At 71.1% G+C, this 25,873-nt stretch carries 21 protein-coding genes; 14 read left to right on the top strand and 7 right to left on the bottom strand.

Features of this window, described 5'->3' with window-relative positions; genetic code table 11:
* Positions 1-33: 33 nt before the first annotated feature.
* Positions 34-1,431, top strand: coding sequence for a DUF1266 domain-containing protein (locus ACZ7HQ_RS23540; protein WP_470993168.1), 1,398 nt, complete (start codon positions 34-36; stop codon positions 1,429-1,431).
* A 22-nt stretch (positions 1,432-1,453) separates the two neighbouring features.
* On the opposite strand, the gene ACZ7HQ_RS23535 is transcribed toward ACZ7HQ_RS23540, so the two are convergent.
* On the bottom strand, positions 1,454-2,440 hold the full coding sequence (locus ACZ7HQ_RS23535; RefSeq protein ID WP_470993165.1) for an SMP-30/gluconolactonase/LRE family protein: 987 nt from the start codon (positions 2,438-2,440) through the stop codon (positions 1,454-1,456).
* 117 nt (positions 2,441-2,557) lie between these two features.
* Between ACZ7HQ_RS23535 and ACZ7HQ_RS23530 the strand changes: the two genes are divergently transcribed.
* Positions 2,558-2,998 (top strand): MarR family winged helix-turn-helix transcriptional regulator, encoded by a 441-nt coding sequence (locus ACZ7HQ_RS23530; RefSeq protein ID WP_470993581.1) that lies wholly within the window; start codon positions 2,558-2,560, stop codon positions 2,996-2,998.
* Here ACZ7HQ_RS23530 and ACZ7HQ_RS23525 read toward each other — a convergent pair.
* A complete protein-coding gene (locus ACZ7HQ_RS23525; protein ID WP_470993162.1) occupies positions 2,961-4,202 on the bottom strand; it encodes a serpin family protein in 1,242 nt (413 codons plus the stop codon). The genes ACZ7HQ_RS23530 and ACZ7HQ_RS23525 overlap by 38 nt on opposite strands.
* Before the next feature lie 239 nt (positions 4,203-4,441).
* Between ACZ7HQ_RS23525 and ACZ7HQ_RS23520 the strand changes: the two genes are divergently transcribed.
* From ACZ7HQ_RS23520 to ACZ7HQ_RS23500, 5 genes are all read left to right on the top strand, one after another.
* The gene (locus ACZ7HQ_RS23520) at positions 4,442-5,194 is read left to right on the top strand and encodes a GntR family transcriptional regulator (RefSeq protein WP_470993158.1); all 753 of its coding nucleotides are present in this window, start codon (positions 4,442-4,444) and stop codon (positions 5,192-5,194) included.
* A gap of 426 nt (positions 5,195-5,620) precedes the next feature.
* Entirely contained in the window at positions 5,621-5,812 is a 192-nt protein-coding gene (locus tag ACZ7HQ_RS23515; RefSeq protein WP_470993155.1) for an SPOR domain-containing protein, read from the top strand.
* Between the two features lie 30 nt (positions 5,813-5,842).
* Positions 5,843-6,346, top strand: coding sequence for a (deoxy)nucleoside triphosphate pyrophosphohydrolase (locus tag ACZ7HQ_RS23510; RefSeq protein WP_470993152.1), 504 nt, complete (start codon positions 5,843-5,845; stop codon positions 6,344-6,346).
* 121 nt (positions 6,347-6,467) lie between these two features.
* Positions 6,468-6,896, top strand: coding sequence for an ATP-binding protein (locus ACZ7HQ_RS23505; protein WP_470993149.1), 429 nt, complete (start codon positions 6,468-6,470; stop codon positions 6,894-6,896).
* Positions 6,897-7,167: 271 nt separating this feature from the next.
* Positions 7,168-9,756, top strand: a complete 2,589-nt coding sequence (locus ACZ7HQ_RS23500; protein ID WP_470993146.1) for a SpoIIE family protein phosphatase — start codon at positions 7,168-7,170, stop codon at positions 9,754-9,756.
* Between the two features lie 240 nt (positions 9,757-9,996).
* Here ACZ7HQ_RS23500 and ACZ7HQ_RS23495 read toward each other — a convergent pair whose 3' ends face one another.
* Positions 9,997-11,571: a hypothetical protein gene (locus ACZ7HQ_RS23495; protein WP_470993143.1), complete on the bottom strand. Its 1,575-nt coding sequence runs from the start codon at positions 11,569-11,571 to the stop codon at positions 9,997-9,999.
* A 95-nt stretch (positions 11,572-11,666) separates the two neighbouring features.
* Between ACZ7HQ_RS23495 and ACZ7HQ_RS23490 the strand changes: the two genes are divergently transcribed.
* Entirely contained in the window at positions 11,667-12,809 is a 1,143-nt protein-coding gene (locus ACZ7HQ_RS23490; RefSeq protein ID WP_470993140.1) for a glycoside hydrolase family 18 protein, read from the top strand.
* A 22-nt stretch (positions 12,810-12,831) separates the two neighbouring features.
* Complete coding sequence (locus ACZ7HQ_RS23485) at positions 12,832-13,146, top strand: hypothetical protein (protein WP_470993137.1); 315 nt, start codon at positions 12,832-12,834, stop codon at positions 13,144-13,146.
* Here ACZ7HQ_RS23485 and ACZ7HQ_RS23480 read toward each other — a convergent pair.
* The 4 genes from ACZ7HQ_RS23480 to ACZ7HQ_RS23465 are packed head-to-tail and all read right to left on the bottom strand — an operon-like array spanning position 13,127 to position 16,987.
* Positions 13,127-13,897, bottom strand: coding sequence for a succinate dehydrogenase/fumarate reductase iron-sulfur subunit (locus tag ACZ7HQ_RS23480; protein WP_470993134.1), 771 nt, complete (start codon positions 13,895-13,897; stop codon positions 13,127-13,129). The two genes, ACZ7HQ_RS23485 and ACZ7HQ_RS23480, sit on opposite strands and share 20 nt — an antisense overlap.
* Entirely contained in the window at positions 13,894-15,825 is a 1,932-nt protein-coding gene (locus ACZ7HQ_RS23475) for a fumarate reductase/succinate dehydrogenase flavoprotein subunit (protein ID WP_470993131.1), read from the bottom strand. Before ACZ7HQ_RS23475 ends, ACZ7HQ_RS23480 begins: the two co-directional genes overlap by 4 nt.
* A gap of 22 nt (positions 15,826-15,847) precedes the next feature.
* The gene (locus ACZ7HQ_RS23470; protein ID WP_470993129.1) at positions 15,848-16,669 is read right to left on the bottom strand and encodes a hypothetical protein; all 822 of its coding nucleotides are present in this window, start codon (positions 16,667-16,669) and stop codon (positions 15,848-15,850) included.
* Positions 16,670-16,696: 27 nt separating this feature from the next.
* Positions 16,697-16,987, bottom strand: a complete 291-nt coding sequence (locus ACZ7HQ_RS23465) for a hypothetical protein (RefSeq protein WP_470993126.1) — start codon at positions 16,985-16,987, stop codon at positions 16,697-16,699.
* 315 nt (positions 16,988-17,302) lie between these two features.
* Here ACZ7HQ_RS23465 and ACZ7HQ_RS23460 point away from each other — a divergent pair, with 315 nt between their 5' ends.
* From ACZ7HQ_RS23460 to ACZ7HQ_RS23440, 5 genes are all read left to right on the top strand, one after another.
* Positions 17,303-19,498: an ABC transporter family substrate-binding protein gene (locus ACZ7HQ_RS23460; RefSeq protein WP_470993122.1), complete on the top strand. Its 2,196-nt coding sequence runs from the start codon at positions 17,303-17,305 to the stop codon at positions 19,496-19,498.
* A 154-nt stretch (positions 19,499-19,652) separates the two neighbouring features.
* Positions 19,653-21,560, top strand: a complete 1,908-nt coding sequence (gene typA / locus ACZ7HQ_RS23455; protein WP_470993119.1) for a translational GTPase TypA — start codon at positions 19,653-19,655, stop codon at positions 21,558-21,560.
* A gap of 659 nt (positions 21,561-22,219) precedes the next feature.
* A complete protein-coding gene (locus ACZ7HQ_RS23450) occupies positions 22,220-23,845 on the top strand; it encodes a peptide ABC transporter substrate-binding protein (RefSeq protein ID WP_470993116.1) in 1,626 nt (541 codons plus the stop codon).
* Between the two features lie 167 nt (positions 23,846-24,012).
* On the top strand, positions 24,013-24,936 hold the full coding sequence (locus ACZ7HQ_RS23445) for an ABC transporter permease (protein WP_470993113.1): 924 nt from the start codon (positions 24,013-24,015) through the stop codon (positions 24,934-24,936).
* Positions 24,929-25,864, top strand: a complete 936-nt coding sequence (locus ACZ7HQ_RS23440; protein ID WP_470993111.1) for an ABC transporter permease — start codon at positions 24,929-24,931, stop codon at positions 25,862-25,864. Before ACZ7HQ_RS23445 ends, ACZ7HQ_RS23440 begins: the two co-directional genes overlap by 8 nt.
* Positions 25,865-25,873 lie beyond the last annotated feature (9 nt).

Here is a 25,873-nt window from a genome sequence, read left to right as displayed (position 1 = left end):
TGGCCGCAGTTGTGATCATGGACGGGGGATCAGGTGTTCGGCGGACGGAAGCGGGCGGCTCGGGGCCAACAGGGCGCGGGACAAGGGCAGTCGGCCGAACGGTACGTGGTCGGTGAACTGGACGATCACGACGAGGCGTTGCCGAACGTCCCGGGGCCCGCCGAGCCCGGCACCTGGCAGGCGCCCGCCGCGCTCGAACAGCACCTGTACGACCTGCTGACCCGCCATGCCGCGACGGAGTGGGCGGACGAGGAAGCCGCCGAGGAGGCCCGGGGCGACCTGCAGCTCGCCTACCTGGAGGCGCTGGCCGCCGACCTCGTGTACGTGCCGTTCCGCCGCGAGGAGACCTCGCCCGATCCCGGCAAGCGCACGTTCCACGTCCACGACACCCCCGTCGGGCGGCTCGTCGCCGCCTACACCCGCGGTCTGCTGCCCCGCCCCCACCCGTACCTGGTCTTCGAGGCGTACACGCTGCGCGACCTGGCCGACGACCTCCCCGGTGACGTCGACGGCATCGCGGTCAACAACCAGACCCCGTGCCCGATGCTCATGGCGGCCGACGCGGAGGAGCGTCAGGTGTGGCGCGCGCTGCACAACGAGCACTGGGACGAGGACGGCCGCGCTGAGCGGCTGGTCACCCTGCGCACCGGCGCACCGCCCCGCGGCCCGCTGCTGCACGGTCTGGCCCTCGGTGCCCACATGTGCTTCGTCAACGGCGAGGCCTGGAACAACCCGCACTACCACGGTCTGGGCCTGTCCATGGAGCACGAACGGCTCGCCAAGTGGTGGGGCGTCACCGACCGGGCCGAATGGCAGGAGATCCAGCGCCGGCTCCTCGCCCGTGACGTCACCCCGTGGTACTGGGAGTTCGTCCTCGGCGCACGCAACGCACTCGCCCACCAGCACACGGACGGCCGGCTGCAGGCCGTCGACGCCACCGCATGGCGCGAGTGCGTCGAGCTGACCCTGCGCGAGCAGGCCGCGCAGGCCCCGGAGGGTGAAATCGGCCCGGACTGGGAGGAGTTCGTCGCGCACGTCGTGGCCCTGGTCGGCAAGGTGCTGCGCTACGAGGCCAGGTTCCGCGCCGACGGCCTGCTCCCGGCGGACGCGACGGTGCGCTCGGTCGCCGCCTGGGACATCGGGCGCGCCTCGATGATGGCCCGCTGGGGTTACGGCGCCCGCTTCGCCACCCGCGCCGAGATGCGCGAGGCCGTCCTCGAGGCGAGCGAGGCGGCACAGTCGGCCCACACCTCGTGGCAGGACTTCTCCGCCGGTTACGCCCTCGGCCGCTGCCTGCACTTCGACGACGAGGAGTTCGGCGGCTGGTACCAGGAGATGCTCGCCGCCCACCGGGCCCTGACGACCCACCCGGACAGCCCCTGGAACACCGTCCCGTTCCACGTGTCCCGGGGGGCGGGGCTCGGGGGTTAGGGCACTTCTGGGCGCCCTGACGTCACATCCCCGTCACCCGCGCCACCGTGAACGGCGTCCGCGGCACCCCCGGTCCCATCGGCCCGCCCTTGTCGAACTGGGAGCGGACCACGAGGAGGCCGTGGTGGTCGTGGGCCAGGGTGGTCGGGACCTGCAGGTCCGGGTCGGTCAGGGTGCGGGTCAGGCGGGCCGCGGTGCCGTCGGGGGAGAGGCGCCAGCGGGTGAGCGTGTGGGACGCGTTGTGCGCGGCCCACAGGGTGCGGTGGGACAGCGCCAGGCCGTCGCCGTGCACCAGGTCACCGCCGGCCAGGGTGACTTCGCTTGCCGAGCCGTCGGTCACGTCGACCCGGTACAGCCCGCCGCCGGTCATGTCGACGACGAACAGCAGCCGCCCGGTGGGGTCGGCGACGAGGCCGTTGAGGGCGTAGGCGTCCGGCGCGTGTGCGGGTACGGCGCCGCCGAGGTCGTACTGCGCGGCGAGCGGTGCGCGGCCGCCGCTGGCGCGGGCGCGGGCCAGGTCGGCCGGGGTGACGCGGTAGAGCACCGGACGCACGCTGTCGGTCGCGTAGACCGTGCCGTCCGCCGTGATCACGAGGTCGTTCAGGAAGCGCGGGTCGCCCTCGGGCACCTCGAAGCGGGCCAGCAGGGAGCGGTCGCGCAGGTCGTAGACGTCGATCCCGGTGGTGTGGTCGATGACCCACAGCCGGCCGGCCCGGTCGGCCTTGAGGCCGTTGGCGGTGGTCCGGCCGTCGGCGCCGGCCGGCAGGAAGACCTCGGCGGTGCGTCTGCCGGCGGCGGCGCGGTAGACCGCGCCGGTGGTGAAGGAGCCGACGTACGCGTCGCCCGTGCGGGGATCGAGGGCGATGCCCTCGGGATAGGCGCGCTCGTCGGGGAGGGTGAAGGCGGTGGAAATGCGCGGGCCGGCCGCGCTCGCCGTGGGCGCGGCGACGGCCACGGCCGCGGCGGCGGCGCCGGTCAGGAAGGTACGGCGGTGGATCGAACGGGACACGGCAGTGCCTCTCGGTTCGGCTACTCGCTTTGGAATGACTACGAATCTATATTAGAGCTCTAATCATTGCCAGCGTATTGATCCTCGCCAAGGCATTAATGTGGCCCGGTGACCTCCATGCCCGCGTCCGAGCGCCTCGGCTCCCACCTCAAGCGGGCCGAGCAGGCCCTCAACGCGACCAAGACGGCGGTCCTGAAGCCCGCGGGTCTGACGGTCGCCCAGTACGCCGCGCTCCTCAACCTCTCCGGCAACCCGGGCATCTCCGCGGCCGCCCTGGCCCGGCTGTGCGGGGTGACCCCGCCGACCATGAACACGGTCCTGAAGAACCTCCAGGACCGGGACCTGATCACCCGCAGCCCGCACGAGTGGCACAGGAACGTCCTGGAGACCCGCCTCACGGACGAGGGCCGCGCCGTGCTCGCCGACGCCGACACCTCCGCCGTACGCGTCGAGCGGGCCCTCGCCGCGGAGTTCACCGACGCGGAGCGGGACGCGCTGACCGGGCTGCTCGCCCGCTGCGTCAGAGTGCTGGAGGAGCAGCGCCCGGGAAGCTCATGACGGGCTCCGGCGCCGGATCCGTCACCCAGCCCGCCACCAGCACCAGCCGGGAGGCGCGGTCGACGGCGAGGAAGCCGAAGGGGCGGTCGTAGACGGCCCGGACGACCGTGGACTCGTAGCGGAGCCGCGGCGGCGCGCTGCCGTACGTCTCCGCGGCCGCCGCCACCGCCGCCGCGCGAAAGCCGAGCGCGCCGAACTGGGCCACGGCCGACTGGCGGGCCTCCCCGACGGCCAGCGGGTGGGCGCTCATCCCCGGGAAGTGCCCGGACCGGGTGTCCGTCGCGGCCGTCAGCCCGAAGAGGCCGGGCAGCGCCAGCAGATCGTGGTCGGCGCGCACCTCGTACACCACCGTTCGCACGTCCAGCGCCGGCGGTCCCGGCTCGGCGGACGGCTGCTGCTCCACGTACAGACCCGGCCCCACGTGGCCGTGCGGCAGTGAGCCGCCGCCGGTGAGCGGCAGCGCCCGCTCCACGATCCCGACGCCCGCCGCGAGCACCTGACCGGGCGTCATGCGCTCCTCGCCGAGCAGCAGATGGACGTCGACGCCGTTGTCGCCGGGCACCGCCAGCGCGGTGACGAAGCCGTCCGGCGTGCCCGTCACGCCCACCCGGTCCGGCCGTACGCCGCGCCGGTGCAGCCCGCGCAGGGTGCGCCCCTGCCAGGGGCCGGAGTCCGGCCGGAGCGGCAGCTCAGTGAAGGGCTGCCGCCAGGTCGTGCGCAGTGCGAGGGCGGCGGCCAGCACCAGCCGTGTGTCCCGGGTCAGCGGCACCGGCATGCGCTCGACCAGACCGCCGGTCCGCTCCGCCGCCCAGGCGTCCAGCCGTTCCTGCGCGGTGACGAGGTCGTCCCCGAACGCGGCGTACGACCCGGCGGGCAGTTGGCTCCGCCACTCCTCGCGCAGGGGGAGCGCATGGTGCGTCCACAGGCCGAGCGCGGCGTCCAGGCCGGGCACCGAGGAGAGCGCCTCCAGTAACTCCCGTGCGGCACGGGCCGTCTGATCCGCCGGCAGCCCGAGGGCCTCGCTCAGCTCCGTCCGGGCCGGCCCCGTCGCGCCGTCGGCCAGGAAGGCCAGCAGGGGCCAGACCCCGGGCGCGGAGAAGGCCGTGCCCTCCCGCGTGGTCGCCGCCCACCGCCGGGTGAGCCCGTTCACCGCCCCGACGACCTCGCTGCCCGTCCGGCTCCCGCTCAGGGTCGCCACCCTCATTCCGCCCCCGTTCGTGCCCTGTTGTCGCAGGAAGCACGGTACCGGTGTCCGTACCCCCGTCCTCCCGGCCCCCAGGTGTGAGCACGGCGGGAGGCGCGCATTTATAGGGAGAAAGTGCCTGCGTAAAGCCCTCGCACCACCCTTGTCATCACATCGAGTGATTCTCTGGCCTTTGCTTGCATGGCACAACCCACGGTTGCCAGGCTGTTGCTGTCTGTACAACTTGATGGGAGTGGCCAGTGACTTTCGGTGAGCAGCCGGCGTACCTGCGCGTCGCGGGTGATCTCCGCAAGAAGATCGTCGACGGTTCACTGCCGCCCCACGCCCGCCTGCCCTCCCAGGCCCGCATCCGCGAGGAGTACGGCGTCTCGGACACGGTCGCGCTGGAGGCCCGCAAGGTGCTGATGGCCGAGGGGCTGGTCGAGGGCCGGTCAGGCTCCGGGACGTATGTGCGCGAGCGGCCCGTGCCCCGGCGGATCTCGCGCTCGGGTTACCGCCCGGCCGCCGGTGCCACGCCCTTCCGGCAGGAGCAGGCCGACGGCTCGGTGCGCGGCACCTGGGAGTCCAGCAGCGAGCAGACCGAGGCCGGCGCCGCCATCGCCGAGCGGCTCGCGATCCAGGTCGGCGAGCGGGTCATGCGCACCAAGTACCTCTTCCGGGAGGCCGGTGAGCCGATGATGCTCTCCACCTCCTGGGAGCCCCTCGCCGTCACCGGCCGAACCCCCGTGATGCTGCCCGAGGAGGGCCCGCTCGGCGGCATGGGCGTGGTCGAGCGCATGCGCGCCATCGACGTCATCGTGGACAACGTCACCGAGGAGGTGGGCGCGCGCCCCGGTCTCGCCGAGGAACTGCACGTCCTCGGCGGCGTCCCCGGCCATGTGGTCCTGGTCGTCCACCGCACGTACTTCGCCTCCGGCCGCCCCGTGGAGACCGCCGACGTGGTGATCCCGGCCGACCGCTACCGGGCGTCCTATCACCTGCCCGTGAAGTGACGGCCGGCCCTCCGCCGGGCGATCCGGCGAGAGCGCCGGCCGGTCCCCGGGCGGGATCCGCGCCCCGCCGAGTGAGGTGGCGCACACCATGGGCGCCCCCATGCCCGGATGTCCCGGTGACCCGGCCGCGGCGAGCCCCCGCCGGTCGCTGGAATCCGGCCGTTCTGCCAGGTGACCAGGGGTCACTCGGGTATGCCCGCGATGCGCGGCGACGGTGCTCACGACGGCGCGTTCGTACTTGTGCGCCCCCACTGGTCTGGCTGGTTGCGTACCTCTTTGTGAAAAGGCGTATTCGCTGCGTGAAGGTTGGGCGTACGCTCGGGCATATGCGGATTGCGGTTTCCTTAGGCGGGGCGCTGCGGGGGCCCGGGACGGGAAGCGGGTGGTGGGGCGGTGCGAGAAGGAACGGCGCGGGTGGTGGGGGCCATGAGTGAGGGGACGGTCTCGTTGCCCTGGCTCGTGATACGGCAGGACGACAACGGCAACCGCTATCGCGTCGGCCGGTACGCGACCCGCGCCGAGGCGCAGAAGATCGCCGACAGCCTCGACGACCGGGGCCACAAACAGCTGTACTGGGTCGAGCGCATCGGCCAGAACGGGAACGGCGCCCGGAACTGACCGCGCACGCCCTCCCGTAGGCTCCGCCCCATGACGCCCACGACGCCCAAGGCACCCACGGCGGACCGGATCGTGGTGGTGGGAGCGGCCTTGCTGGACGGCGGCCGGCTGCTCGCCGCGCGCCGCAGCGCACCCGCCGACCTGGCCGGACGCTGGGAGCTGCCCGGCGGCAAGGTCGAGAAGGGTGAGCGGCCCGAGGACGCCCTGGTGCGTGAACTGCGCGAGGAACTCGGCGTCGACGCCGAGCCGCTGGAGCGCGTGCCCGGCGAATGGCCGCTGCGGGCGCCGTACGTCCTGCAGGTGTGGACGGTCCGCCTGCGCCCGGGCTCACCCGCCCCCCGGCCGCTCGAGGACCACGACGATCTGCGCTGGCTCACCCCGGACCGGATCTGGGAGGTCGACTGGCTGGACCAGGACGTCCCGGCGGTCCGCGAGGTGGCTGCCCGCTGGGCCGCCGAGGGGTGCGGGGAAGTGCGCGAGCAGCCGCCCACGGACCCGCGGTCGCACGCCGGACCGCGCCACCCGAGCTCTTAGGCGCACGGCCCCCTCAAGCGGAGCGCCCCGTACGCCGTTCGTGCCACAGTGCGCCCTCCCGCACGGTACTGCCCACTCGATATCGGGTATGTGCCCATTAACCCCATGAAACCGGACATGGGTGGGCTCGCTGGCCTGGGAAGTGATCGGCGTGATCGACACCGATGGCGACTGCGCCGAGTGGACCTTTCCCGCGGAGCCGGGCGCCGTGCGCAGCGCACGCGCGGCGGTCCGCGGCCAGTTGCACGGCTGGGGCCTCGACTGTCTCGCCGACCTCGCCGCACTGCTGGTCAGTGAGCTGGTCACCAACTCGCTGCGGCACGCCGCCGGCCCCATCGGCGTACGGCTCGTACGCCCCGGGGGACCGGCCGACACCCTGCGGGTGGAGGTCTCCGACCCGCTGCCCGACCCGCCGCGCGAGCGCGTCGCCCGCGACGAGGACGAGAGCGGGCGCGGTCTGCAACTGGTCGCCGGCTCCTCGCGCCGCTGGGGCACCCGGCCCGGAGTGAGCGGAAAGACCGTCTGGTTCGAACTGGCGGTGCCGGGGTGAGCCGGAGGCGTTCGGGGGGCACGGGGGTGTACGGCGGGCGGGGGTACGCCCATCGTGCGCTCCGGGCGTGCGGCCGGTCCCGCAGTGCGTGATTCGCGGACGTGTTCCCTGGTTAGAAGAGTGGAAGTGTTGTCACGGACCGGTCCGAAAAACATCTGGACCGAGCTGTGATCGTGAACACCGTGTCGTGCGGCACCGTAGTGCTGGATACTGCGGGCAGCCGCCCCCGGTGACCGGTGCCGGGCGCGGTGAGCTGGAGGGGACGGTTCGCGTGAGCGAGATACCAGCGAAGGCCACGGAGTCCGAGGACCCGTCGGGCGGCGCGAGGCACCAGGCCGCGGAGGCTGCCGCGGCACCCGGCGACGCCATGTGGCAGAGCAGTCCGCCCGGTTCGATCTACGACTACATCAAGGTCGCGTCCTTCTCCATCAGTCCCGGCGGGCTGGTCGACCAGTGGAGCCTGCGTGCCGAGCAGCTCTTCGGCATCCCCGCCGCACGCGCCGTCGGCATGGACCCCATAGAGGCCTTCATCGACCCCGATCTGCGCGAGCGCGGCCAGCACAAGATGGCCGAAATCCTCGACGGGCGGGAGTGGACGGGGGTCGTGCCCTTCCGGATGCCGGACAAGGCGGACGGCACGCGCGGTGCGGACGGCCTCGCCGAGGTCTACGTCATGCCCACCCGGACCGGCGAGGGCGACAGGGCCGCCGTCTGCATCGTCGTGGACGTGCGCACCCTGCGCAGCATGGAGACAGATCTCGCCGCCTCGCAGGCGATTTTCGGCCAGTCTCCGTTCGGATTCCTGCTGATCGACGTCGATCTGAGGGTCCGTCGGGCCAACGAGCGCTTCGCCTCCGTCTTCGGCGGAACCCCGGACGACCACCGGGGCAAGGGGGTGCACGACTATCTGCCCCGCGGTGAGGCCGAGCGGGTTTCGGCCACGCTGCGCCGGGTGCTGCAGACCGGGGAGTCCATCACCGACATGCACGTCACGGGGTACGTCCCCGGCTCCGAGGAACGCCGGCACTGGTCCGTCAACCTCTACCGCGTGCACAGCGGCAGCGGCCGGCCCATCGGCATCGCCTGGCTCGGCACCGACATCACCGCCCGCCGGGCCGCCGCCCGCGAGGCCGCCGCCGCCCGGCGCAACCTCGCCCTGCTCAACGAGGCCGGCGCCCGCATAGGGAACTCGCTCGACCTGGAGACCACGGCCCGGGAACTCCTCGACGTCGTCGTCCCCGGCTTCTGCGACCTCGCCACCGTCGACCTCTACCAGGGTCTGCTCACCGGCGACGAGACCCCGCCCGGCCTCGCCGACGGCAGCGCCGAACTGCGCCGCGTCGCCTTCGCCAGCGCCGTGGCGGACGTGCCGTTCAGCGGCGCCGGGGACCCCGTCGCGGTCGGCGCGGTCCATCACTTCCCCTTCAACTCGCCCTGCGCGGACGCCCTGCGCACCGCCCGGCCGCAGCGCGTGCCCGCCGAGGAGGGCAGCCTCGTGCAGTCCACGCTGGCCGTGCCGATGGTCGCCCACGACACGGTCGTCGGCCTCGCCCGGTTCGCCCGCACCAAGGGCAGCGAGCCCTTCGGCGACCGCGACCGGGACCTGGCGGTCGAGCTGGCCGCGCGGGCGGCGGTCTGCATCGACAACGCGCGCCTGTACCGCCGGGAACACGAGCGGGCGCTGATACTGCAGCGCTCGCTCCTGCCGCCGGGTGACCCCGAGGCCTCCGGGCTGGACATCGCCTGCCGCTATCTGCCGGGCAACGCGGCCACGGAGGTGGGCGGCGACTGGTTCGACGTGATCGAACTGCCGGGCCACCGTACGGCGTTGGTGGTGGGTGACGTGATGGGGCGGGGCCTGCGGGCGGCCGTGGCCATGGGTGAACTGCGCACCGCCGTACGGACCTTGGCCCTGCTGGACCTCGAACCGGCCGAGGTGCTCTCGGCGCTGGACGAGATCGCGCGGGGGCTCGGCACGCCGGGCGGGGTGCAGCAGGCGACGCGTACGGCCCGCCAGCCCCGGGACGCCGACCTGTCCGAGGTGTACCTCGCGACCTGCGTGTACGCGGTGTACGACTCCGTCACCAGACGCTGTACGTTCGCCAACGCCGGCCATCTGCCGCCGGTCCTGGTCGAGCCCGGAGAGTCGGCTCTGATGCTGGACGTGCCGCCCGGCATGCCGCTCGGCGTGGGCGGGGAGCCCTTCGAGGAGGTCGAGGTCGAGCTGCCGGAGGGCGCGTTGCTGGCCCTCTACACGGACGGTCTGGTCGAGTCCCGCGACCATCCGCTGGACGAGGGGCTGCAGGCTTTCGTCGGCGCGCTCACCGACCCCTCCCGGCCGCTGGAGGACGTCTGCGACCACGTGCTCAGCACCCTGGACACCCATCACGGCGAGGACGACATCGCGCTGCTGATGGCGAGGGTGCAGGGGCTGCCGGCCGATTCCGTCGGCGACTGGACGCTGCCGCGCGAGCCGCGGAGTGTGGGGCGGGCCCGGGAGTACGCCCGGGCGCAGCTGCAGAGCTGGGATCTGGAGCCGCTGGTCGACACGGCGGAGCTGCTCGTCAGCGAGCTGGTCACCAACGCGCTGCGCTACGGCGAGGGGGAGATCCGGCTACGGCTGCTGCTGGACCGCACGCTGGTCTGCGAGGTGTGGGACTCCGGTCTGGTCCAGCCCCGGCGACGACGGGCCCGGGACACGGACGAGGGGGGCCGGGGGCTGCAGCTCGTGGGGTTGCTCAGTGCGGCGTGGGGCTCGCGCCGGACGCCCCGCGGCAAGACGGTGTGGTTCGAGTTGCCGTTGCCCGGTGGGGAGACCGGCCTCACCGACCCGGCGGAGGCCCTGCTCAGTCTCTTCTGACCCGGCCACCAGGGGGTCTGACCCGGCCACCAGGGGGCCGCGGCTTCGCCCGTGGCCTCCTGGCCGATGAACACCCCCTCTCCTTACTCTCCGTGGCCCACCGGTGGTCCCCGACCAGCTCTGAGTACGTGCCGTGACCGCCGGTCCCACCTATTGGATCTTCCTTTCGGCCACCGTCGTGCTCACCTGCATCGTGGTCACCCAGCGCGCCAGGACCTCCTGAGGGCCGAGTCCCGTCGGCTACGCACGGGGCCACAAGCCGTGGCGGGTCCGCGTTCTTGGCCCGCCGTAGCTCGTCGCCGGGCCCCCGGTCCGGTCCTCGGCCAGGAGTATCCCGCCCAGGACCGCACCGGCCAGGCCCGGCGAGCCCCCGTCGGCGCCCGTACGGGGCGTGCCGTGCGTGCGTACGTCCCGTTCGGCCAGCTCCCGGGCCTCGCGGGCGAGGGAGTCGGCCCGGTCGGCGCGGCCCGCGCCCAGCTCCCGTGCCGCCTCCGCCAGACGGACCCGCGCCTGTGGGCCCACCGCGCCCCGGTGCACCGCGACGAACTCCTCCGCCCCGGCGAAGGAACTCCTCGCCACGAGCAGCGCCGCGGCGGCCGGCGCGCCCGAGTGGCCGGTCTCCAGCCGCTCCACGGCCCGAGCGATCCGGCGCAGGGCGTCCAGCGGGTCGTACGGGCCCGCCGTCAGCTCCTCCCGGACGGCGGCCAGCACGCCGTCCGCGTGGGCCAGTCGTGCGTGCAGCTCACCGCTGGTCAGCGGCTTGCTCACCCCTCCCTGCCGGGCCGCCGCGATCTCCGACTCGGCGCCGGTCAGCGCGGCCGGCACCAGCTCCGCCGCCGCCCGGAGCCGGGTCGCGAGCCGTTCCGTCCCGCTCACCAGGACCTCGGCCTGGGCCACCGCGCCCTCGGCCGCGCGCAGCTGCCCGGCGGCCCGCTCGCCGTCGCCCGCGTCGGCCGCCTGGCGGGCCTCGTTGAGCCGGGTGGTGGCGAACACCAGCCGGTCCTTGGCCTGTTCGAGGCAGCCGGTGACCGGTCCGACGGCCGAGGCGGTGTACCGCTCGTGCAGCTCCGGCAGGGTCTCCTGCGCGGCCACGGTACGCCCCGTCAGCTCCCGGAACCGGCCCTCCGCCACCTCCAGCGCCCCCGGCAGCCCCGGCCCGTCCAGCTCCCGCAGCCGGTCCAGCGCGGGCGCCTCCGCGTCCAGCCGGCGGCCCGCCTCCGCGCACCGGCCGACCACACCGACCAACGCCTGCCGCTGCGCCACGGCGTCCTCCGGCACCCCCTGCTCGTACCGCCGCCAGATCGCGCACGCGGCCGCCAGCTCGGTCTCGGCGGCCCGCAGGGCGTGGACGAAGGGATCGGTCTCGGCCTCGCCGAACCGGGCCTGCACGAAGGACAGTTCCTCCCGGCTGGTCCGTACGCAGTCGTCGGCCAGGACCAGCGCGGCGCGGGCCTGGCGCTCGGTGTCGGCCGACGTGGGCAGGGGCGGGGCGACGGAGACGATCCCGGGGGTCGTGCGGGTGCGGGCGCGGCGGGTGCGGCGCAGATAGCCGTATCCGGCCAGACCCACGGCCGCGACCGCCGCGACGAGGGGCAGGACGAGATCGGCGGTGGACGTCCCGTCCTGCTGCGGCGCGGCGGCGCTCGCGACCGTTCCGGCGGGCGCCATGGGAACCGGATCTTGCACACCGGCCGTCATCACGGGCAACACCAGCCACCCGGCCCCGACCACGGCACCCAGCACGGCATGCGCCACCCGCGCCGATATGTGCGCCTTGGCGTGCCGGGGCCGGCCGCGGATCAGGGAGGACGTCACATTTTGGAGCGTATGGGCAGCTAGACGCCTTCGCGAGCGGGATGGATACGGGTGGGGGAAGAGAAGGACAGGGGGCAGAAATGCACGGCGGAGGAATGAGCGAGGAAGGAACGGTCGAGGGAGGAACGGGCGGGGGAGGAACGGGCGGGGGAGGGACGGGTACACGAGGAGCGGACACGGAAGGGGCGGCCCGGTCGGCCGGGGCGCGTCGTACGAGAACCCGCCGCCTCCTCCGCCGTTGCGCCCTCGCCACCCTCCTGGCCCTCCTCCTCCCCCTCGCCACCGCCGAAACAGCCCTCCGCGTCAACTACAGCGGCACCCCGCGCCCCGGCACCACCAGCCGCCACCAGGACGCCCTCTGGCTCGGTCACGCCTGGGTGGACGGCCGCAAGTCCGACCGCGACGTCCAGACCCTCGCCCGCCGCCTGAGCACCACCGGCATCCGGGACCTGTACGTCCACGCGGGCCCCCTGGAGGACGACGGCACCCTCCCCACGTCCGTCTATTCCAGGGCGCGTTGGCTGACGACGGCCCTGCACCGCGCGGCGCCCGGTGTGCGCGTCCAGGCGTGGCTCGGCGACAAGCTGGCCAGTGAGAGCCCCGACGGGCTGCACCTGGACCGCCCCGCCACCCGCACCGCGATCCTCGCCTCCACCCGTCGGATCCTCGCCGCCGGCTTCGAAGGTGCCCACTTCGACCTGGAGCCCCTGCACTCCGGCGACGGGAACTACCTCGCCCTCCTCGACGACCTCCGCGCCCTCACCCACGCCCACCACGCGGTGCTCTCGGTCGCCGCCCACCAGATCGACCCGCTCCCGGCCTTCCACTCCTTCTGGGGCGCGACCACCGGCCACCCCAAGTGGTGGTCGCAGGCCTACTTCGGACAGGTGGCCCGCCGCGTGGACCAGATCGCCGTCATGTCGTACGACACCATGCAGCCGTTGCAGAGCCTCTACGGCGGCTATGTGGCCCAGCAGACGAGCCTCGCCCTGGAGGTCACCCCGGACACCACCGACCTCCTCATGGGCCTGCCCTTCTACCACGAGAACCGCTTCGGCCACTGGGCCCGCGCGGAGACCGTCCCGGCCGCCGTGCGCGGTGTCCGCCTGGGACTGTCCCGCACCGACGCCGACCGTGTCCGTTTCGGCGTCGCCCTGTACGTCGACTTCGCGGCCACGGAGGCGGACTGGCGGGCGTACCGGGAAGGCTGGTGCGGCGGGACCATGGTGCGATCCTGACGGCGGTGCGACGATTACGGTCATGCACATGTACATCGTGGTCGCGGCGGCGCTGGCCGTGGCGCTGATGGCGGGGTTCGGCATCGCGGGCGTCACGACCGGCTGGGTGATCCCACTCGGCCGGCACCGGGTCCTGCGACCGAAACTGTGGGGCTACAGCCAGCTGATCGGTGCGGTCGGACTGTCCCTGTGGATGTTCCTCGGGGTGTTCCCCCACAGGTTCGATCTGGTTCCGCTCCTCGGCTGGCTGCTGTTCATGGGGGCCCTGGTCCTGCAGATGCTCGCCCAGCGCCCCGGCCGCACACCCGCACCGCCTGCTACGAAGAACGCCTCCTGATCTTCGACCCCAGCCAGACCAGCGGGTCGTACTTGCGGTCGACCGCGCGCTCCTTCAGCGGGATCAGGGCATTGTCGGTGATCTTGATGCCCTCGGGGCAGACCTCCGTGCAGCACTTGGTGATGTTGCAGTAGCCGAGGCCGTGTTCGTCCTGGGCCGTGCGCCCCCGGTCCAGGCCCGTCTCGGCGGCCGCGTCCAGCGGGTGCATGTCCAGTTCGGCGATCCGCATCAGGAAGCGCGGGCCCGCGAACGCCGTCTTGTTCTCCTCGTGGTCCCGCACCACATGGCAGGTGTCCTGGCACAGGAAGCACTCGATGCACTTGCGGAACTCCTGCGAGCGGTCCACGTCCTCCTGCATCATCCGGTACTCGCCGGGGCCCACGCCGGCCGGTGGCACGAACGCCGGGACCTCCCGCGCCTTCTGGTAGTTGAAGCCGACGTCCGTCACCAGATCGCGGATCACCGGGAAGGCGCGCAGGGGCGTCACGGTGATCGTCTCCGCGCGGTCGAACACGGACATGCGGGTCATGCACATCAGGCGCGGGCGGCCGTTGATCTCCGCCGAGCACGAACCGCACTTGCCGGCCTTGCAGTTCCAGCGCACGGCCAGGTCGGGCGCCTGGGTGGCCTGGAGGCGGTGGATGATGTCGAGCACCACCTCGCCGTCGTTGACCTCGACCGCGAAGTCCGTCAGGCCGCCGCCCTGTTCGTCACCCCGCCACACCTTGAAGCGGGCCTCGTAGCTGCTCACTCGTACAGCTCCTCTTCGGCGAGGTACTTGACCAGCTCCTCCTTCTCGAAGAGGGCGAGCAGGTCCGGGCGGATGGGGTCGGTGGTCTCACGGGTGAGGCGGATCTGGCCGCGGCCGGGGTCGGTCGCCGCGAGGCCGCCGGTGGGGTCGGTGAGCGCGCACAGGAGGTTCACGTTGCGCCAGGCGCGGTCCATCGCGGGGTGGTCCTCGCGGGTGTGCCCGCCGCGCGACTCCGTGCGTTCCAGCGCGGCCCGGGCCACGCACTCGCTGACCAGCAGCATGTTCCTGAGGTCGAGGGCCAGGTGCCAGCCCGGGTTGAACTGGCGGTGGCCTTCCACACCGGCCCGGCGGGCCCGGACCCGTAGCGCGGCCAGCTGGTGCAGGGCCTGCTCCATCTCGCCCTCGCGGCGGATGATGCCGACCAGGTCGTTCATGGTCTGCTGGAGCTCCTGGTGCAGGGTGTACGGGTTCTCCGGCGGGCCCGCCTCGCCCTCCGTCTCCGCCGAGAACGGGCGCAGGGCCTCTGCCGCGGCCGTGTTGACCTGGGCGTCGTCCACCGGCGGGCGCCGGCCCGCCAGCCCCTGCGCGTACTCGGCCGCGTGCCAGCCCGCCCGCCGGCCGAAGACCAGCAGGTCGGAGAGGGAGTTGCCGCCGAGCCTGTTGGAGCCGTGCATGCCGCCCGCCACCTCACCGGCCGCGTACAGGCCCGGCACCCCGCGCGCCGCCGCCGTGTCCGAGTCGACCGCGATGCCGCCCATCACGTAGTGACAGGTCGGCCCGACCTCCATCGCCTCCGCCGTGATGTCGACGTCGGCCAGCTCCTTGAACTGGTGGTACATGGACGGCAGCCGGCGCCGGATCACCTCGGCGGGCATCCGCGTGGACACGTCCAGGAAGACCCCGCCGTGCGGCGAGCCCCGGCCGGCCTTGACCTCGGCGTTGATGGCGCGGGCCACCTCGTCGCGGGGGAGGAGTTCCGGTGGGCGCCGGTTGTTCTCCGGGTCCTCGTACCACCGGTCGGCCTCCTCCTCCGACTCGGCGTACTTCTCCTTGAAGACGTCCGGGACGTAGTCGAACATGAACCGCTTGCCCTCGGAGTTCCTGAGCACCCCGCCGTCGCCGCGCACCGACTCGGTGACGAGGATGCCCTTCACCGACGGCGGCCAGACCATGCCCGTCGGGTGGAACTGCACGAACTCCATGTTCAGCAGGGGCGCTCCGGCGAGCAGCGCGAGGGCGTGCCCGTCGCCCGTGTACTCCCACGAGTTCGACGTCACCTTGAACGACTTGCCGATGCCACCGGTCGCGATCACCACGGCGGGGGCTTCGAGGACGAAGAAGCGGCCGGTCTCACGGTCGTAGGCGAAGACGCCGGAGACGCGCTCCCCGTCCTTCAGGACCCGGGTGACCGTGCACTCCTGGAAGACCTTCAGGCCCGACTCGTGGTCCCCGGTCTCCCTGAAGTCCTCCTGCTGCAGCGCGACGATCTTCTGCTGGAGCGTGCGGATCAGCTCCAGGCCCGTGCGGTCGCCGACGTGGGCGAGGCGCGCGTACTCGTGGCCGCCGAAGTTGCGCTGGGAGATCCGGCCGTCCTTCGTACGGTCGAAGAGCGCGCCCCAGGTCTCCAGCTCCCACACCCGGTCCGGCGCCTCCTGGGCGTGCAGCTCGGCCATCCGCCACTGGTTGAGGAACTTGCCGCCGCGCATGGTGTCGCGGAAGTGGACCTGCCAGTTGTCGTGCTCGTTGGCGTTGGCCATGGCCGCCGCGATGCCGCCCTCGGCCATCACGGTGTGCGCCTTGCCGAACAGCGACTTGCAGATCACCGCCGTACGGGCGCCCCGCTCGCGCGCCTCGATCGCGGCCCGCAGCCCGGCGCCGCCGGCACCGACCACGACGACGTCCCACTCCTGGCGGTCGACCACGGACATCAGCTCAGTACCTCACTGGTCTCTAGAAGAAGCGGGGATCGGCGAAGACGCCGGACGCGACGAGATAGACGTAGAAGTCGGCGAGCGCCACGCTGAGCAGCGACGCCCACGCCAGCTGCATGTGGCGGGCGTTGAGCCTCCCCACGAACTGCCACGCCTTGTAGCGCACCGGGTGCTTCGAGAAGTGCTTGAGCTTGCCGCCGACGATGTGCCGGCAGGAGTGGCAGGACAGGGTGTACGCCCAGATCAGCGCGATGTTGACCAGGAACACCAGGGTGCCGAGCCCCATGTGGCCCCAGCGGTAGTGCGCGTCCCGGAAGGACAGCACGGTGTCGTAGGTCAGCACGCCGGCGACCAGCAGGGCGGCGTAGAAGAAGTACCGGTGGACGTTCTGCAGGATCAGCGGGAAGCGGGTCTCGCCGGTGTACGTGCGGTGCGGCTCGGCCACCGCGCAGGCGGGCGGGGAGGCCCAGAAGCTGCGGTAGTACGCCTTGCGGTAGTAGTAGCAGGTCAGCCGGAAGCCGAGCGGGAAGATCAGGATGATGACGGCGGGGGAGATGCCCCACCAGCTCCCGAAGAGGCCGGCGTTCGGCCCCGCGTGCATGGTCCGGCAGTTCTGCGCCAGGCACGGCGAGTAGAACGGCGAGACGTACGGCGCCGCGTAGTAGTGCGTGTTGGCGAAGGCCCGCCAGGTCGAGTAGACGACGAAGGCCAGCAGACCGGCCGCGGTGACGGCGGGCGCCAGCCACCAGCGGTCGGTCCGCAGATGCGGGGCGGCGATCGCGGCGCGCGTACCGGTTCGTACGCCGCCGCTGTTCTGTTGGGGTTCCGTACCAGTGGCCAAGGGATGACTCCGGTCGGTTCGGTCGGTTCAGGGGGCGCGGCGGTCGCGGGCGCCCAGGCCCTCGTCGTCCGAGTCCGTCCACAGGCTGAAGTCGTACGGCGCGTCGGAGATGGTGACGAGGTCGGGACGGCGGGAGGCGTCCGGGGTGTCGGCAGCGTCACGCAGCAGCGCGACGCTTTCCCGCAGGTGGTCGGCGTCCAGTCGGACCCGGCGCATCTCCAGGCCGCCGCTGCCGAGCTGGTGCTCCAGGCGTCCCAGCGACCGGTACAGGTCGTCGAGGGAGCGCTGGACCGAGGTGATGTCGTCGTGCACGGACATGACTTGCCCTCACTTCCGCGGGTCCGGCGGGCCCTGGGCGGCAACGTTCATGCGCCTTGGAGTGTTGCGCGCCACACGTGCCGGTGTGAAGGCATGTGCAGCGATTGGCGGAGGCGTATGGGTGCATCTCGGGTGGTGTTGCGCCGCGCGGGTGAGGTTCCCGCACGTCGTCGCTGTGTCGCCCGTGGTTGCCGGATCCTTTCCTCTTCAGTGGGCCGCATAGATCTGATCAGCTCCATATACCGCCAAAGGTGATCAGCTCCATATACCGACAAATGTGAGCATAAAGCCCGCGGCTCCCCGGAGGTAGCAGAGATGTCCCACGACGGCGTCGGACTGCGTGCGGTGATGCGCTCGGTCTCCTTCCTGGCGGCTGGTGCCCTCGTGGTGCCGTTCCTCGCCGGCTGCGACTCCGAGGACAAGGCCGGCAAGCCGCTCGCCGGGCAGGACATCGCGCCGGTCGCGCGGGATCTGGTCGCCGACGGCGGCACCCTGAAATGGGCCGTGGACGCCGTCCCCGAGACCCTGAACACCTTCCAGGCGGACGCCGACGCCGGCACCAACCGCATCGCCCAGGCCGTGCTGCCGTCGATGTTCCGGCTGGACGCCACCGGCCGGCCGGTGGCCAACCCCGCCTATCTGGAGTCGGCCAAGGTCATCGAGACCGAGCCGCGGCAGGTCGTGCTGTACAAGCTGAACCAGCAGGCCGTCTGGAGCGACGGCCGGGAGATCGGCGCCGCCGACTTCGTCGCCCAGTGGCGCGCCCTGTCCGGGAAGAACAGCGCCTACTGGACCGCCCGCAACGCCGGCTACGACCGCATCGAGAAGATCGAGCGCGGCGCCAACGACCTCCAGGTCCGGGTCACCTTCTCCCGCCCCTACGCCGACTGGAGGTCGCTGTTCTCCCCGCTGTACCCGAAGGACGTCATGGGCACCCCGGACGCCTTCAACGACGGCGCCCGCCGCAAGCTGGCCGTCACCGCCGGCCCCTTCAGGGTGGAGAAGGTCGACCCCGCCGCGAAGGACGTGGTCCTCACCCGCAACCCGCGCTGGTGGGGCCGGCCCGCCAAGCTGAACGAGATCGTGCTGCACGCCGTGGCCCACGACCAGCGGGCCGTCACCCTCGCCGACGGCAGTGTGGACGTGGCCGACGTCGACCCCGCCGACGCCGAGCGGATCGGGCTCGCCGCCCGCGGCACCGTGAACCCGCTGCAGGGCTCCGGCAAGACCTCCCTGACGAAGCTCCGCTCCTGGGCGCTCGCGCACGGCTTCGACTCCGACCAGGCCAAGGCCGGGAAGGCGACGCTGCACCGGGCCATCGCCAGGTACCTGGACGAGCAGCAGGCACTGCGCGATGTCGAGGTCCGCAGGTCGCTGGAGCCCGCCTACACCCAGCTCGCCCTCAACGGCTCCGAGGGTCCCCTCGCCGACGAGCGCGTCCGCCGGGCCGTCGGCCGCGCCCTGGACCGCAAGGAGCTGGCCAAGCTGGTGCTCACCCCGCTGGGCCTGCCCGCCGTCCCGGTCGGCAGCCACCTCGCCCTCGCCGGGCAGGCCGCCTACGCCGACAACAGCGGCGCGATCGGCGACCAGGACACCAAGGAGGCCCAGGCGCTGCTCGCCGACGCCGGCTGGGTGCCGGGCGGCCCGGTCAAGGAGGAGAAGAAGGGCGAGAAGGCCGCCGGCTCCCAGAGCGATCCCGACGGCGGCAAGGGCAAGAAAGAGAAGGAGGACAAGTCCGACGGCGGTGACGACGGCGCGTACATCGTCGGCGAGGACGACAAGAGCGGGAACGAGAAGAACGGGGACGGCAGGAGCGGGGACGGCAAGGCCGGGGGCCGTGACGACGGCGGGGACCGGCACATCGCGCAGGAGGGCAAGCACGGCGGTGTGCCCGGCGCCTACGCCCCCAAGGGCACGGCCGCTCCGGCCGCCGCGCCGGCGGGCCTGCTCGCCAAGGACGGCAAGGCGCTCGCGCTCCGCTTCGTGCTGCCGTCCGGTCCCGGCTCGGAGACGCTGACCGCGGTCGCCGAGCGGATCTCGGCCATGCTGGAGCAGGTCGGGATCCGGACGACGATCACCAAGGTCTCCGACGAGAGCTACTTCAAGGACCACATCGCCTCCGGCGACTACGACCTCGCGCTGTACTCGTGGCCGTCCTCCGCGTTCCCGGCGACGGACGACCGGCCGGTCTACGCGAAGCCGGTACCGGCCGCGGACGGCTCGGTGAACGTCGAGCAGAACTACACGCGGGTGGGCACCGACCAGGTCGACCAGCTCTTCGACGAGGCCATGGCGACGCTGGACGAGGACGAGGAGGTCTCCCTGATCCGCAAGGCGGACTCCAGGATCTGGGCCACCGCGGGTTCGATTCCCCTGTACCAGCGGCCCCAGCTGGTGGCCACGCGGAAGAACCTGGTCAACGCCGGGGCGTTCGGCTTCCAGACACCGGTCTACGAGGACATGGGCTTCCTGAAGAAGGGAGCGAAGATCTCCCCCAGCCCCACGAAATGACCTCCCCGGCGATCCCCGCGCGGCCCTGGGAAGGCCGACTCCCGCGGGGCCACGTACCATGGGGTGAGGCCGTGGCGTGTCCAGCCCGGCAGGGCCCGTGCGGCACAGACATACGCGCAGGGCGATCCTCACCACTCCGGGAGTACGGCAGCTTATGGCCACGCGCCACGACATCCGCAACGTCGCCATCGTCGCCCACGTCGACCACGGCAAGACCACCATCGTCGACGGCATGCTGAAGCAGGCCGGCGCGTTCGCCGCCCACCAGCTCGACTCGGTCGACGACCGCATGATGGACTCGAACGACCTGGAGCGTGAGAAGGGCATCACGATCCTCGCCAAGAACACGGCGGTCAAGTACCACCCGAAGGACGGCGGGGACCCGATCACCATCAACATCATCGACACCCCCGGCCACGCCGACTTCGGCGGCGAGGTCGAGCGCGGTCTGTCGATGGTCGACGGTGTCGTGCTGCTGGTGGACGCCTCCGAGGGCCCGCTGCCGCAGACCCGGTTCGTGCTGCGCAAGGCGCTCCAGCAGCGTCTGCCCGTCATCCTGTGCATCAACAAGACGGACCGCCCGGACTCCCGCATCGACGAGGTCGTCAACGAGACCTACGACCTCTTCCTCGACCTGGACGCGGACGAGGACCAGATCGAGTTCCCGATCGTCTACGCCTGCGGCCGTGACGGCGTCGCCTCGCTGACCAAGCCGGACGACGGCACGGTCCCGGCGGACAGCGACAGCCTGGAGCCGTTCTTCTCCACGATCCTGGAGCACATCCCCGCCCCCACCTACGACGAGGACGCCCCGCTCCAGGCCCACGTCACCAACCTCGACGCCGACAACTTCCTCGGCCGTATCGCGCTGCTCCGCGTCGAGCAGGGTGAACTGCGCAAGGGCCAGACGGTCGCCTGGATCAAGCGCGACGGGTCCATCAGCAACGTGCGCATCACCGAGCTGATGATGACCGAGGCGCTGACCCGCAAGCCCGCCGAGAAGGCCGGCCCCGGTGACATCTGCGCCGTCGCCGGTATCCCGGACATCATGATCGGCGAGACCCTGGCCGACACCGAGAACCCGGTCCCGCTGCCGCTGATCACGGTCGACGAGCCGGCGATCTCCATGGTCATCGGTACGAACACCTCGCCGCTGGTCGGCCGGGGCGGCACCGGCAAGGGCGCAGACGCGAAGGCGGCCGTGAAGGACCGCAAGGTCACCGCCCGCCAGGTCAAGGACCGCCTGGACCGCGAGCTGATCGGTAACGTCTCGCTGCGCGTGCTGGAGACCGAGCGTCCGGACGCCTGGGAGGTCCAGGGCCGTGGTGAGCTGGCGCTCGCCATCCTGGTCGAGACCATGCGCCGCGAGGGCTACGAGCTGACGGTGGGCAAGCCCCAGGTGGTCACCAAGGAGGTCGACGGCAAGGTCTACGAGCCGGTCGAGCGCATGACGATCGACGTGCCCGAGGAGCACATGGGCGCCGTCACGCAGCTCATGGGCGTCCGCAAGGGCCGCATGGACAACATGTCCAACCACGGCTCCGGCTGGGTGCGCATGGAGTTCGTGGTGCCCTCCCGTGGTCTGATCGGATTCCGTACCGAGTTCCTGACCCAGACCCGCGGCACCGGCATCGGCCACTCCATCCACGAGGGCCACGAGCCCTGGTTCGGCACGCTGCAGACCCGTAACAACGGCTCGCTGGTCGCCGACCGCTCCGGTGCCGTCACCGCGTTCGCGATGACGAACCTGCAGGAGCGCGGCGTGCTCTTCGTGGAGCCGGGCACCGAGGTGTACGAGGGCATGATCGTCGGCGAGAACTCCCGCTCCGACGACATGGACGTCAACATCACCAAGGAGAAGAAGCTCACCAACATGCGGTCCTCGACGGCCGACGTGGCCGAGTCGATCGTGCCGCCGCGCAAGCTGTCGCTGGAGCAGTCGCTGGAGTTCTGCCGCGACGACGAGTGCGTCGAGGTGACCCCGGAGGCCGTCCGCATCCGCAAGGTCAACCTCGACCAGCGTGAGCGTGCCCGCGCCGCGAGCCGCGCCAAGCACGGCTGATAACCGCCGTTCGCGTTCGGGGTCCCGAGCGCGCGCCGAGGGCCTGCCCGGCCGTAGCCGGGCGGGCCCTCGTGCCGTTTGGGGCGCCGAGGCGCCGGTCAGGGGCGTAGAGGGTTTTCCCTACGACAGGGTGTCAGATCCCTCATCGGGGGCCGGGCCGGCATGTGACGTTGTTAGAGTGACCGGAATCTTCGGCTTGTTGGGCCCTCGCGCCGGTCTGTCCCGAGCGTCATCTCCCGACACGTCCTGACACGACCGGCATGCTCCACTACGCCCCGTGTCGTGCCGACGGTGCTTGGCATGCCCACGCAGCCGTTTCGCGCAACCGGTTTTCTACCACGCTCTGTCCGCTATTCGGACAGCGAAGTCCGTTAGACGTGTAACAAGTCCGTTTCGCAGGGATCTTTCGCCCAACTGTTTGTCCGGATTTTGGAAGAAGTTCTCGACAGGTGTGATCGAACCGAGACCTTGAAGGTGTGGTTCACGCCGGTTCGCATGGCAGATAGTTAGGCGCGTAGAGCTCGGAGCTAAAGGGTCACGCCGCTGGCGGCGCCGACTTACGAGCGCGGGGGCACCTGACGATCGCAAGCACCGGTGACGGTGATGCGTCGTGTGCCCCTCCATGTGGTGAACCAATGGACTCATTGAGGAGGAGCCCCATGCGTGGTGCCAAGGGCGCCAGGTGGGCCGCGGTCGCGATAGTCGTGGCCATGGGAGCGACCGCCTGTGGTGGCGGTGGCGACACTGGTAACGGCAATGCCGGCGGTAAGAACGACGGCGTGGTGTCGGTCGAGATCGGTCAGCCGCAGAACCCGCTGATCCCGACGAACACGTACGAGACCGAGGGCGGCCAGGTCATCCACGCCCTGTTCACCGGCCTCACGAAGATCGACCCGAACAACAAGATCGTCAACGACGAGGCCCAGTCCATCACCACGAAGGACAACAAGGTCTGGACGATCAAGCTGAAGCCGGGCTTCACCTTCCACAACGGCGAGCAGGTCACCGCGCAGTCCTACGTCGACGCCTGGAACTACGGCGCCGACCAGACCAACGCGCAGCAGACCACCTCCCTGTTCAGCCACATCCAGGGCTACTCGGACCTCAACCCGGGCGCGAAGAAGACCGTCAAGGTCCACAAGATGTCCGGCCTGAAGGCGGTTGACGCCAACACGCTGCAGGTCACGCTGACGGCGCCGTTCTCGGCGTTCCCGACCCAGCTCTCCTTCACGGGCTTCGTGCCGCTGCCGAAGGCGTTCTTCAAGGACCCGAAGGGCTTCGGCAAGAAGCCGATCGGCAACGGCCCCTTCGAGGCGAAGTCGTCCTTCGTCGACAACGAGGGCATCAGCCTGACCAAGTACGCCAAGTACCCGACCGCGTCCCAGTACAAGGTCAAGGGCATCGACTTCAAGGTCTACTCGAACCAGGACACCGCCTACAAGGACCTGGTCGCGGGCAACCTCGACGTCCTGCCGGTCATCCCGACCTCGGGTCTGGCCACGTACAAGAAGGACCTGCCGGGCCACACCATCGACGTCCCCGAGGGCGCGACCGGTTACATCGGCTTCCCGCTGAAGTACAACAAGGCTTTCCAGAACCCGAAGATCCGGGAAGCCATCTCCATGTCCATCGACCGGGACACCATCGCGTCCAAGGTGTTTCTCGGTGCCCGTACCGCGGCCGACGACTACATGCCGCCGCTGATCGACGGCTACCGCAAGGGCGCCTGTGGTGAGGCCTGCACCTACAACCCGACCAAGGCGAAGCAGCTCTTCAAGGAGGCCGGCGGTCTGCCCGGCAACTCCCTGGAGATCGGCTACAACGCGGACGGCGACCACAAGGTCTGGGTCGAGGCCGTGGCCAACCAGATCCAGAAGGCCCTCGGCGTCAAGGTGACGGCCAAGCCGTTCGAGCAGTTCCAGAGCATCCTGAACGACCTGCAGGCCAAGAAGTACCAGGGTGCGTTCCGCATGGGCTGGCAGATGGACTACCCGAACATGGAGGACTTCCTCCGTCCGATCTTCTCCAAGGACGCCATCCTGAACGGCTCGAACTACGCGGGCTACACCAACCCGCAGTTCGAGAAGCTGCTGAGCCAGGGCGACCAGGCGACCACGCCGGCCGGCGCCATCAAGAAGTACCAGGCCGCGGACGACGTCCTGCTCAAGGACCTGCCGTACATCCCGGTGTACTTCTACCGTCTGAACACGGGCTTCAGCAACAAGATCAGCTCGATCAACATCATCGCTCACCAGATCGACTGGACGAGCGTCAAGCCCGCCTGAGCGAGGCCGAAAACAGCGTCCGCGACGTGAAGTAGCGGACCACGGGGTGGGCACGGGGAGCCGCCGGAGCAAGACGGCTCCCCCGCCCACCCTCTTCGCCGTTGGGTCCGACCGGCGAGCGCCCTCCCCCGGGGCGCCGGACCGGGCCAGCATTCCTTGGAGAACCAATGGGCCGATTCGTCGTGCGCCGCGTGCTGCAGGCGATCCCTGTACTCATAGGCGTCACGTTCCTCATCTACTGCCTGGTCTTCCTGCTGCCAGGCGACCCGATCAGGGCCCTGATGGGCGAGAAGCAGGACCCCCACCTGGCCTTGGTGCTGCGCGCGCGGTACCACCTCGACGACCCACTGGTGGTGCAGTACTGGCACTACATCACCGGCGTCTTCCGAGGCGACCTGGGCACCACCTACACCGGCCGGTCGATCAGTGACATCGTCGCCCAGCGCTTCCCGGTGACGCTGAAGCTGTCGCTGACGGCGTTCGGCTTCGAGGCCGTCATCGGCATCCTGGCCGGTATCCTCTCGGCGCTGAAGCGCGGGAAGTTCGCGGACAACCTGGTCTTCGTCGCCACGCTGTTCCTGATCTCGATCCCGGTGTTCGTGCTCGGCAACGTCCTCCAGCTCGAACTGGGCGTCAAGTGGAAGCTGACGCCGGTCGCGGGCATCGGGGACGGCTGGCCCGCCAGCTATGTGCTGCCCGGCCTGGTGCTGGCCGCCACGTCGATGGCGTACATCGCCCGGCTGACCCGGACCAGCATGATCGAGTCGGTCCGCTCGGACTACGTCCGCACCGCCATCGCCAAGGGCCTGCCGCGCCGCCGGGTCATTGGCGTCCACGCGCTGCGCAACTCCCTCATCCCCGTCGTCACCTTCCTCGGCATGGACCTCGGTTCGCTGATGGGTGGCGCCATCATCACGGAGCGGGTCTTCAACCTCCCCGGCATCGGTGGTCAGTTGGCCCAGTCCGTCTCCCTGCGCGAGGGGCCCGTCGTCGTGGGCCTGGTCACCCTGCTCATCCTGATCTACCTGGTGGCCAATCTCGTCGTCGACGTCCTCTACGCCGTGCTCGACCCGAGGATCCGCTATGAGTGAACAGATCATCGAACGGCCCGTGCCCGCCGACGGCCCCACGGCCAAGGCGCCAGAGCCGGACGGCAAGCCGGAGCGCGTCGCCAGCCTCTGGCGCGACGGCTGGCACGACCTGCGCAGGCGGCCGATGTTCCTCATCTCGGCCTTCGTCATCCTGTGCCTGCTGGTGCTGGCCGTAGCGCCCGGCATGTTCACCGCGCGGTCCCCGTTCAGCGACGGTTTCTGCGACCTGTCGAACTCGATGACCGGTCCGGGCCACGGCCACTGGTTCGGCTACGACGTCCAGGGCTGCGACATCTACACCCGTACGGTGTGGGGCACCCGCAACTCGATCATCGTCGGCGTGGTCTCCACCGTCCTGACGACGCTGCTCGGCGGCGTCATCGGCATGCTGGCCGGCCTGACGGGCGGCTGGATCGACTCGCTGGTCTCCCGCTTCTCGGAGATCTTCTACGCGCTGCCGATCCTCATCGGCGGTCTGCTGATCATGTCGATGGTCGGCAGCAGCAACGTCTGGACCGTCTCCGTCGTGCTGTCGGTCCTCGGCTGGCCGCAGGTCTACCGGATCATGCGCGGTGAGGTCATCGGCAACAAGTACAACGACTACGTCGCCGCCGCCCGGGCGCTCGGCGCGGGGCCGATGCGGATCGCGTTCCGGCACATCCTGCCCAACACGCTCGCCCCGATCGTGGTCGTCTCCACGATGAACCTGGGCGTCTACATCGCCGCCGAGGCCTCGCTGTCCTACCTGGGCATCGGCGTGCAGTCCCCGAACATCTCCTGGGGTCTGATGATCAGTGACGCCCAGGACCGCTGGCTGACCTCACCGCACGCCCTGCTGTTCCCGGCCGGCGCGCTGAGCCTCACGGTGCTCGCGTTCATCATGCTCGGCGACGTGGTCCGCGACGCCTTCGACCCCAAGCTGCGCTGAGGAGGGCGT

The sequence above is a fragment of the Streptomyces sp. NPDC037290 genome (assembly GCF_055603245.1).
The sequence above is the reverse complement of the archived record's forward strand: the minus strand, read 5'-3'. Positions and strand labels throughout refer to the sequence as shown.

What these genes read in the sequence shown, in the direction of transcription:
- ACZ7HQ_RS23530 (WP_470993581.1), top strand. Translation starts at nt 2,558, where the DNA reads ATGCCCGCGTCCGAGCGCCTCGGCTCCCACCTCAAGCGGGCCGAGCAG.
- ACZ7HQ_RS23525 (WP_470993162.1), bottom strand. Translation starts at nt 4,202, where the DNA reads ATGAGGGTGGCGACCCTGAGCGGGAGCCGGACGGGCAGCGAGGTCGTC.
- ACZ7HQ_RS23515 (WP_470993155.1), top strand. Translation starts at nt 5,621, where the DNA reads ATGAGTGAGGGGACGGTCTCGTTGCCCTGGCTCGTGATACGGCAGGAC.
- ACZ7HQ_RS23510 (WP_470993152.1), top strand. Translation starts at nt 5,843, where the DNA reads ATGACGCCCACGACGCCCAAGGCACCCACGGCGGACCGGATCGTGGTG.
- ACZ7HQ_RS23490 (WP_470993140.1), top strand. Translation starts at nt 11,667, where the DNA reads ATGAGCGAGGAAGGAACGGTCGAGGGAGGAACGGGCGGGGGAGGAACG.
- ACZ7HQ_RS23485 (WP_470993137.1), top strand. Translation starts at nt 12,832, where the DNA reads ATGCACATGTACATCGTGGTCGCGGCGGCGCTGGCCGTGGCGCTGATG.
- ACZ7HQ_RS23475 (WP_470993131.1), bottom strand. Translation starts at nt 15,825, where the DNA reads ATGTCCGTGGTCGACCGCCAGGAGTGGGACGTCGTCGTGGTCGGTGCC.
- ACZ7HQ_RS23465 (WP_470993126.1), bottom strand. Translation starts at nt 16,987, where the DNA reads ATGTCCGTGCACGACGACATCACCTCGGTCCAGCGCTCCCTCGACGAC.
- ACZ7HQ_RS23460 (WP_470993122.1), top strand. Translation starts at nt 17,303, where the DNA reads ATGTCCCACGACGGCGTCGGACTGCGTGCGGTGATGCGCTCGGTCTCC.
- typA (WP_470993119.1), top strand. Translation starts at nt 19,653, where the DNA reads ATGGCCACGCGCCACGACATCCGCAACGTCGCCATCGTCGCCCACGTC.
- ACZ7HQ_RS23450 (WP_470993116.1), top strand. Translation starts at nt 22,220, where the DNA reads ATGCGTGGTGCCAAGGGCGCCAGGTGGGCCGCGGTCGCGATAGTCGTG.
- ACZ7HQ_RS23445 (WP_470993113.1), top strand. Translation starts at nt 24,013, where the DNA reads ATGGGCCGATTCGTCGTGCGCCGCGTGCTGCAGGCGATCCCTGTACTC.
- ACZ7HQ_RS23440 (WP_470993111.1), top strand. Translation starts at nt 24,929, where the DNA reads ATGAGTGAACAGATCATCGAACGGCCCGTGCCCGCCGACGGCCCCACG.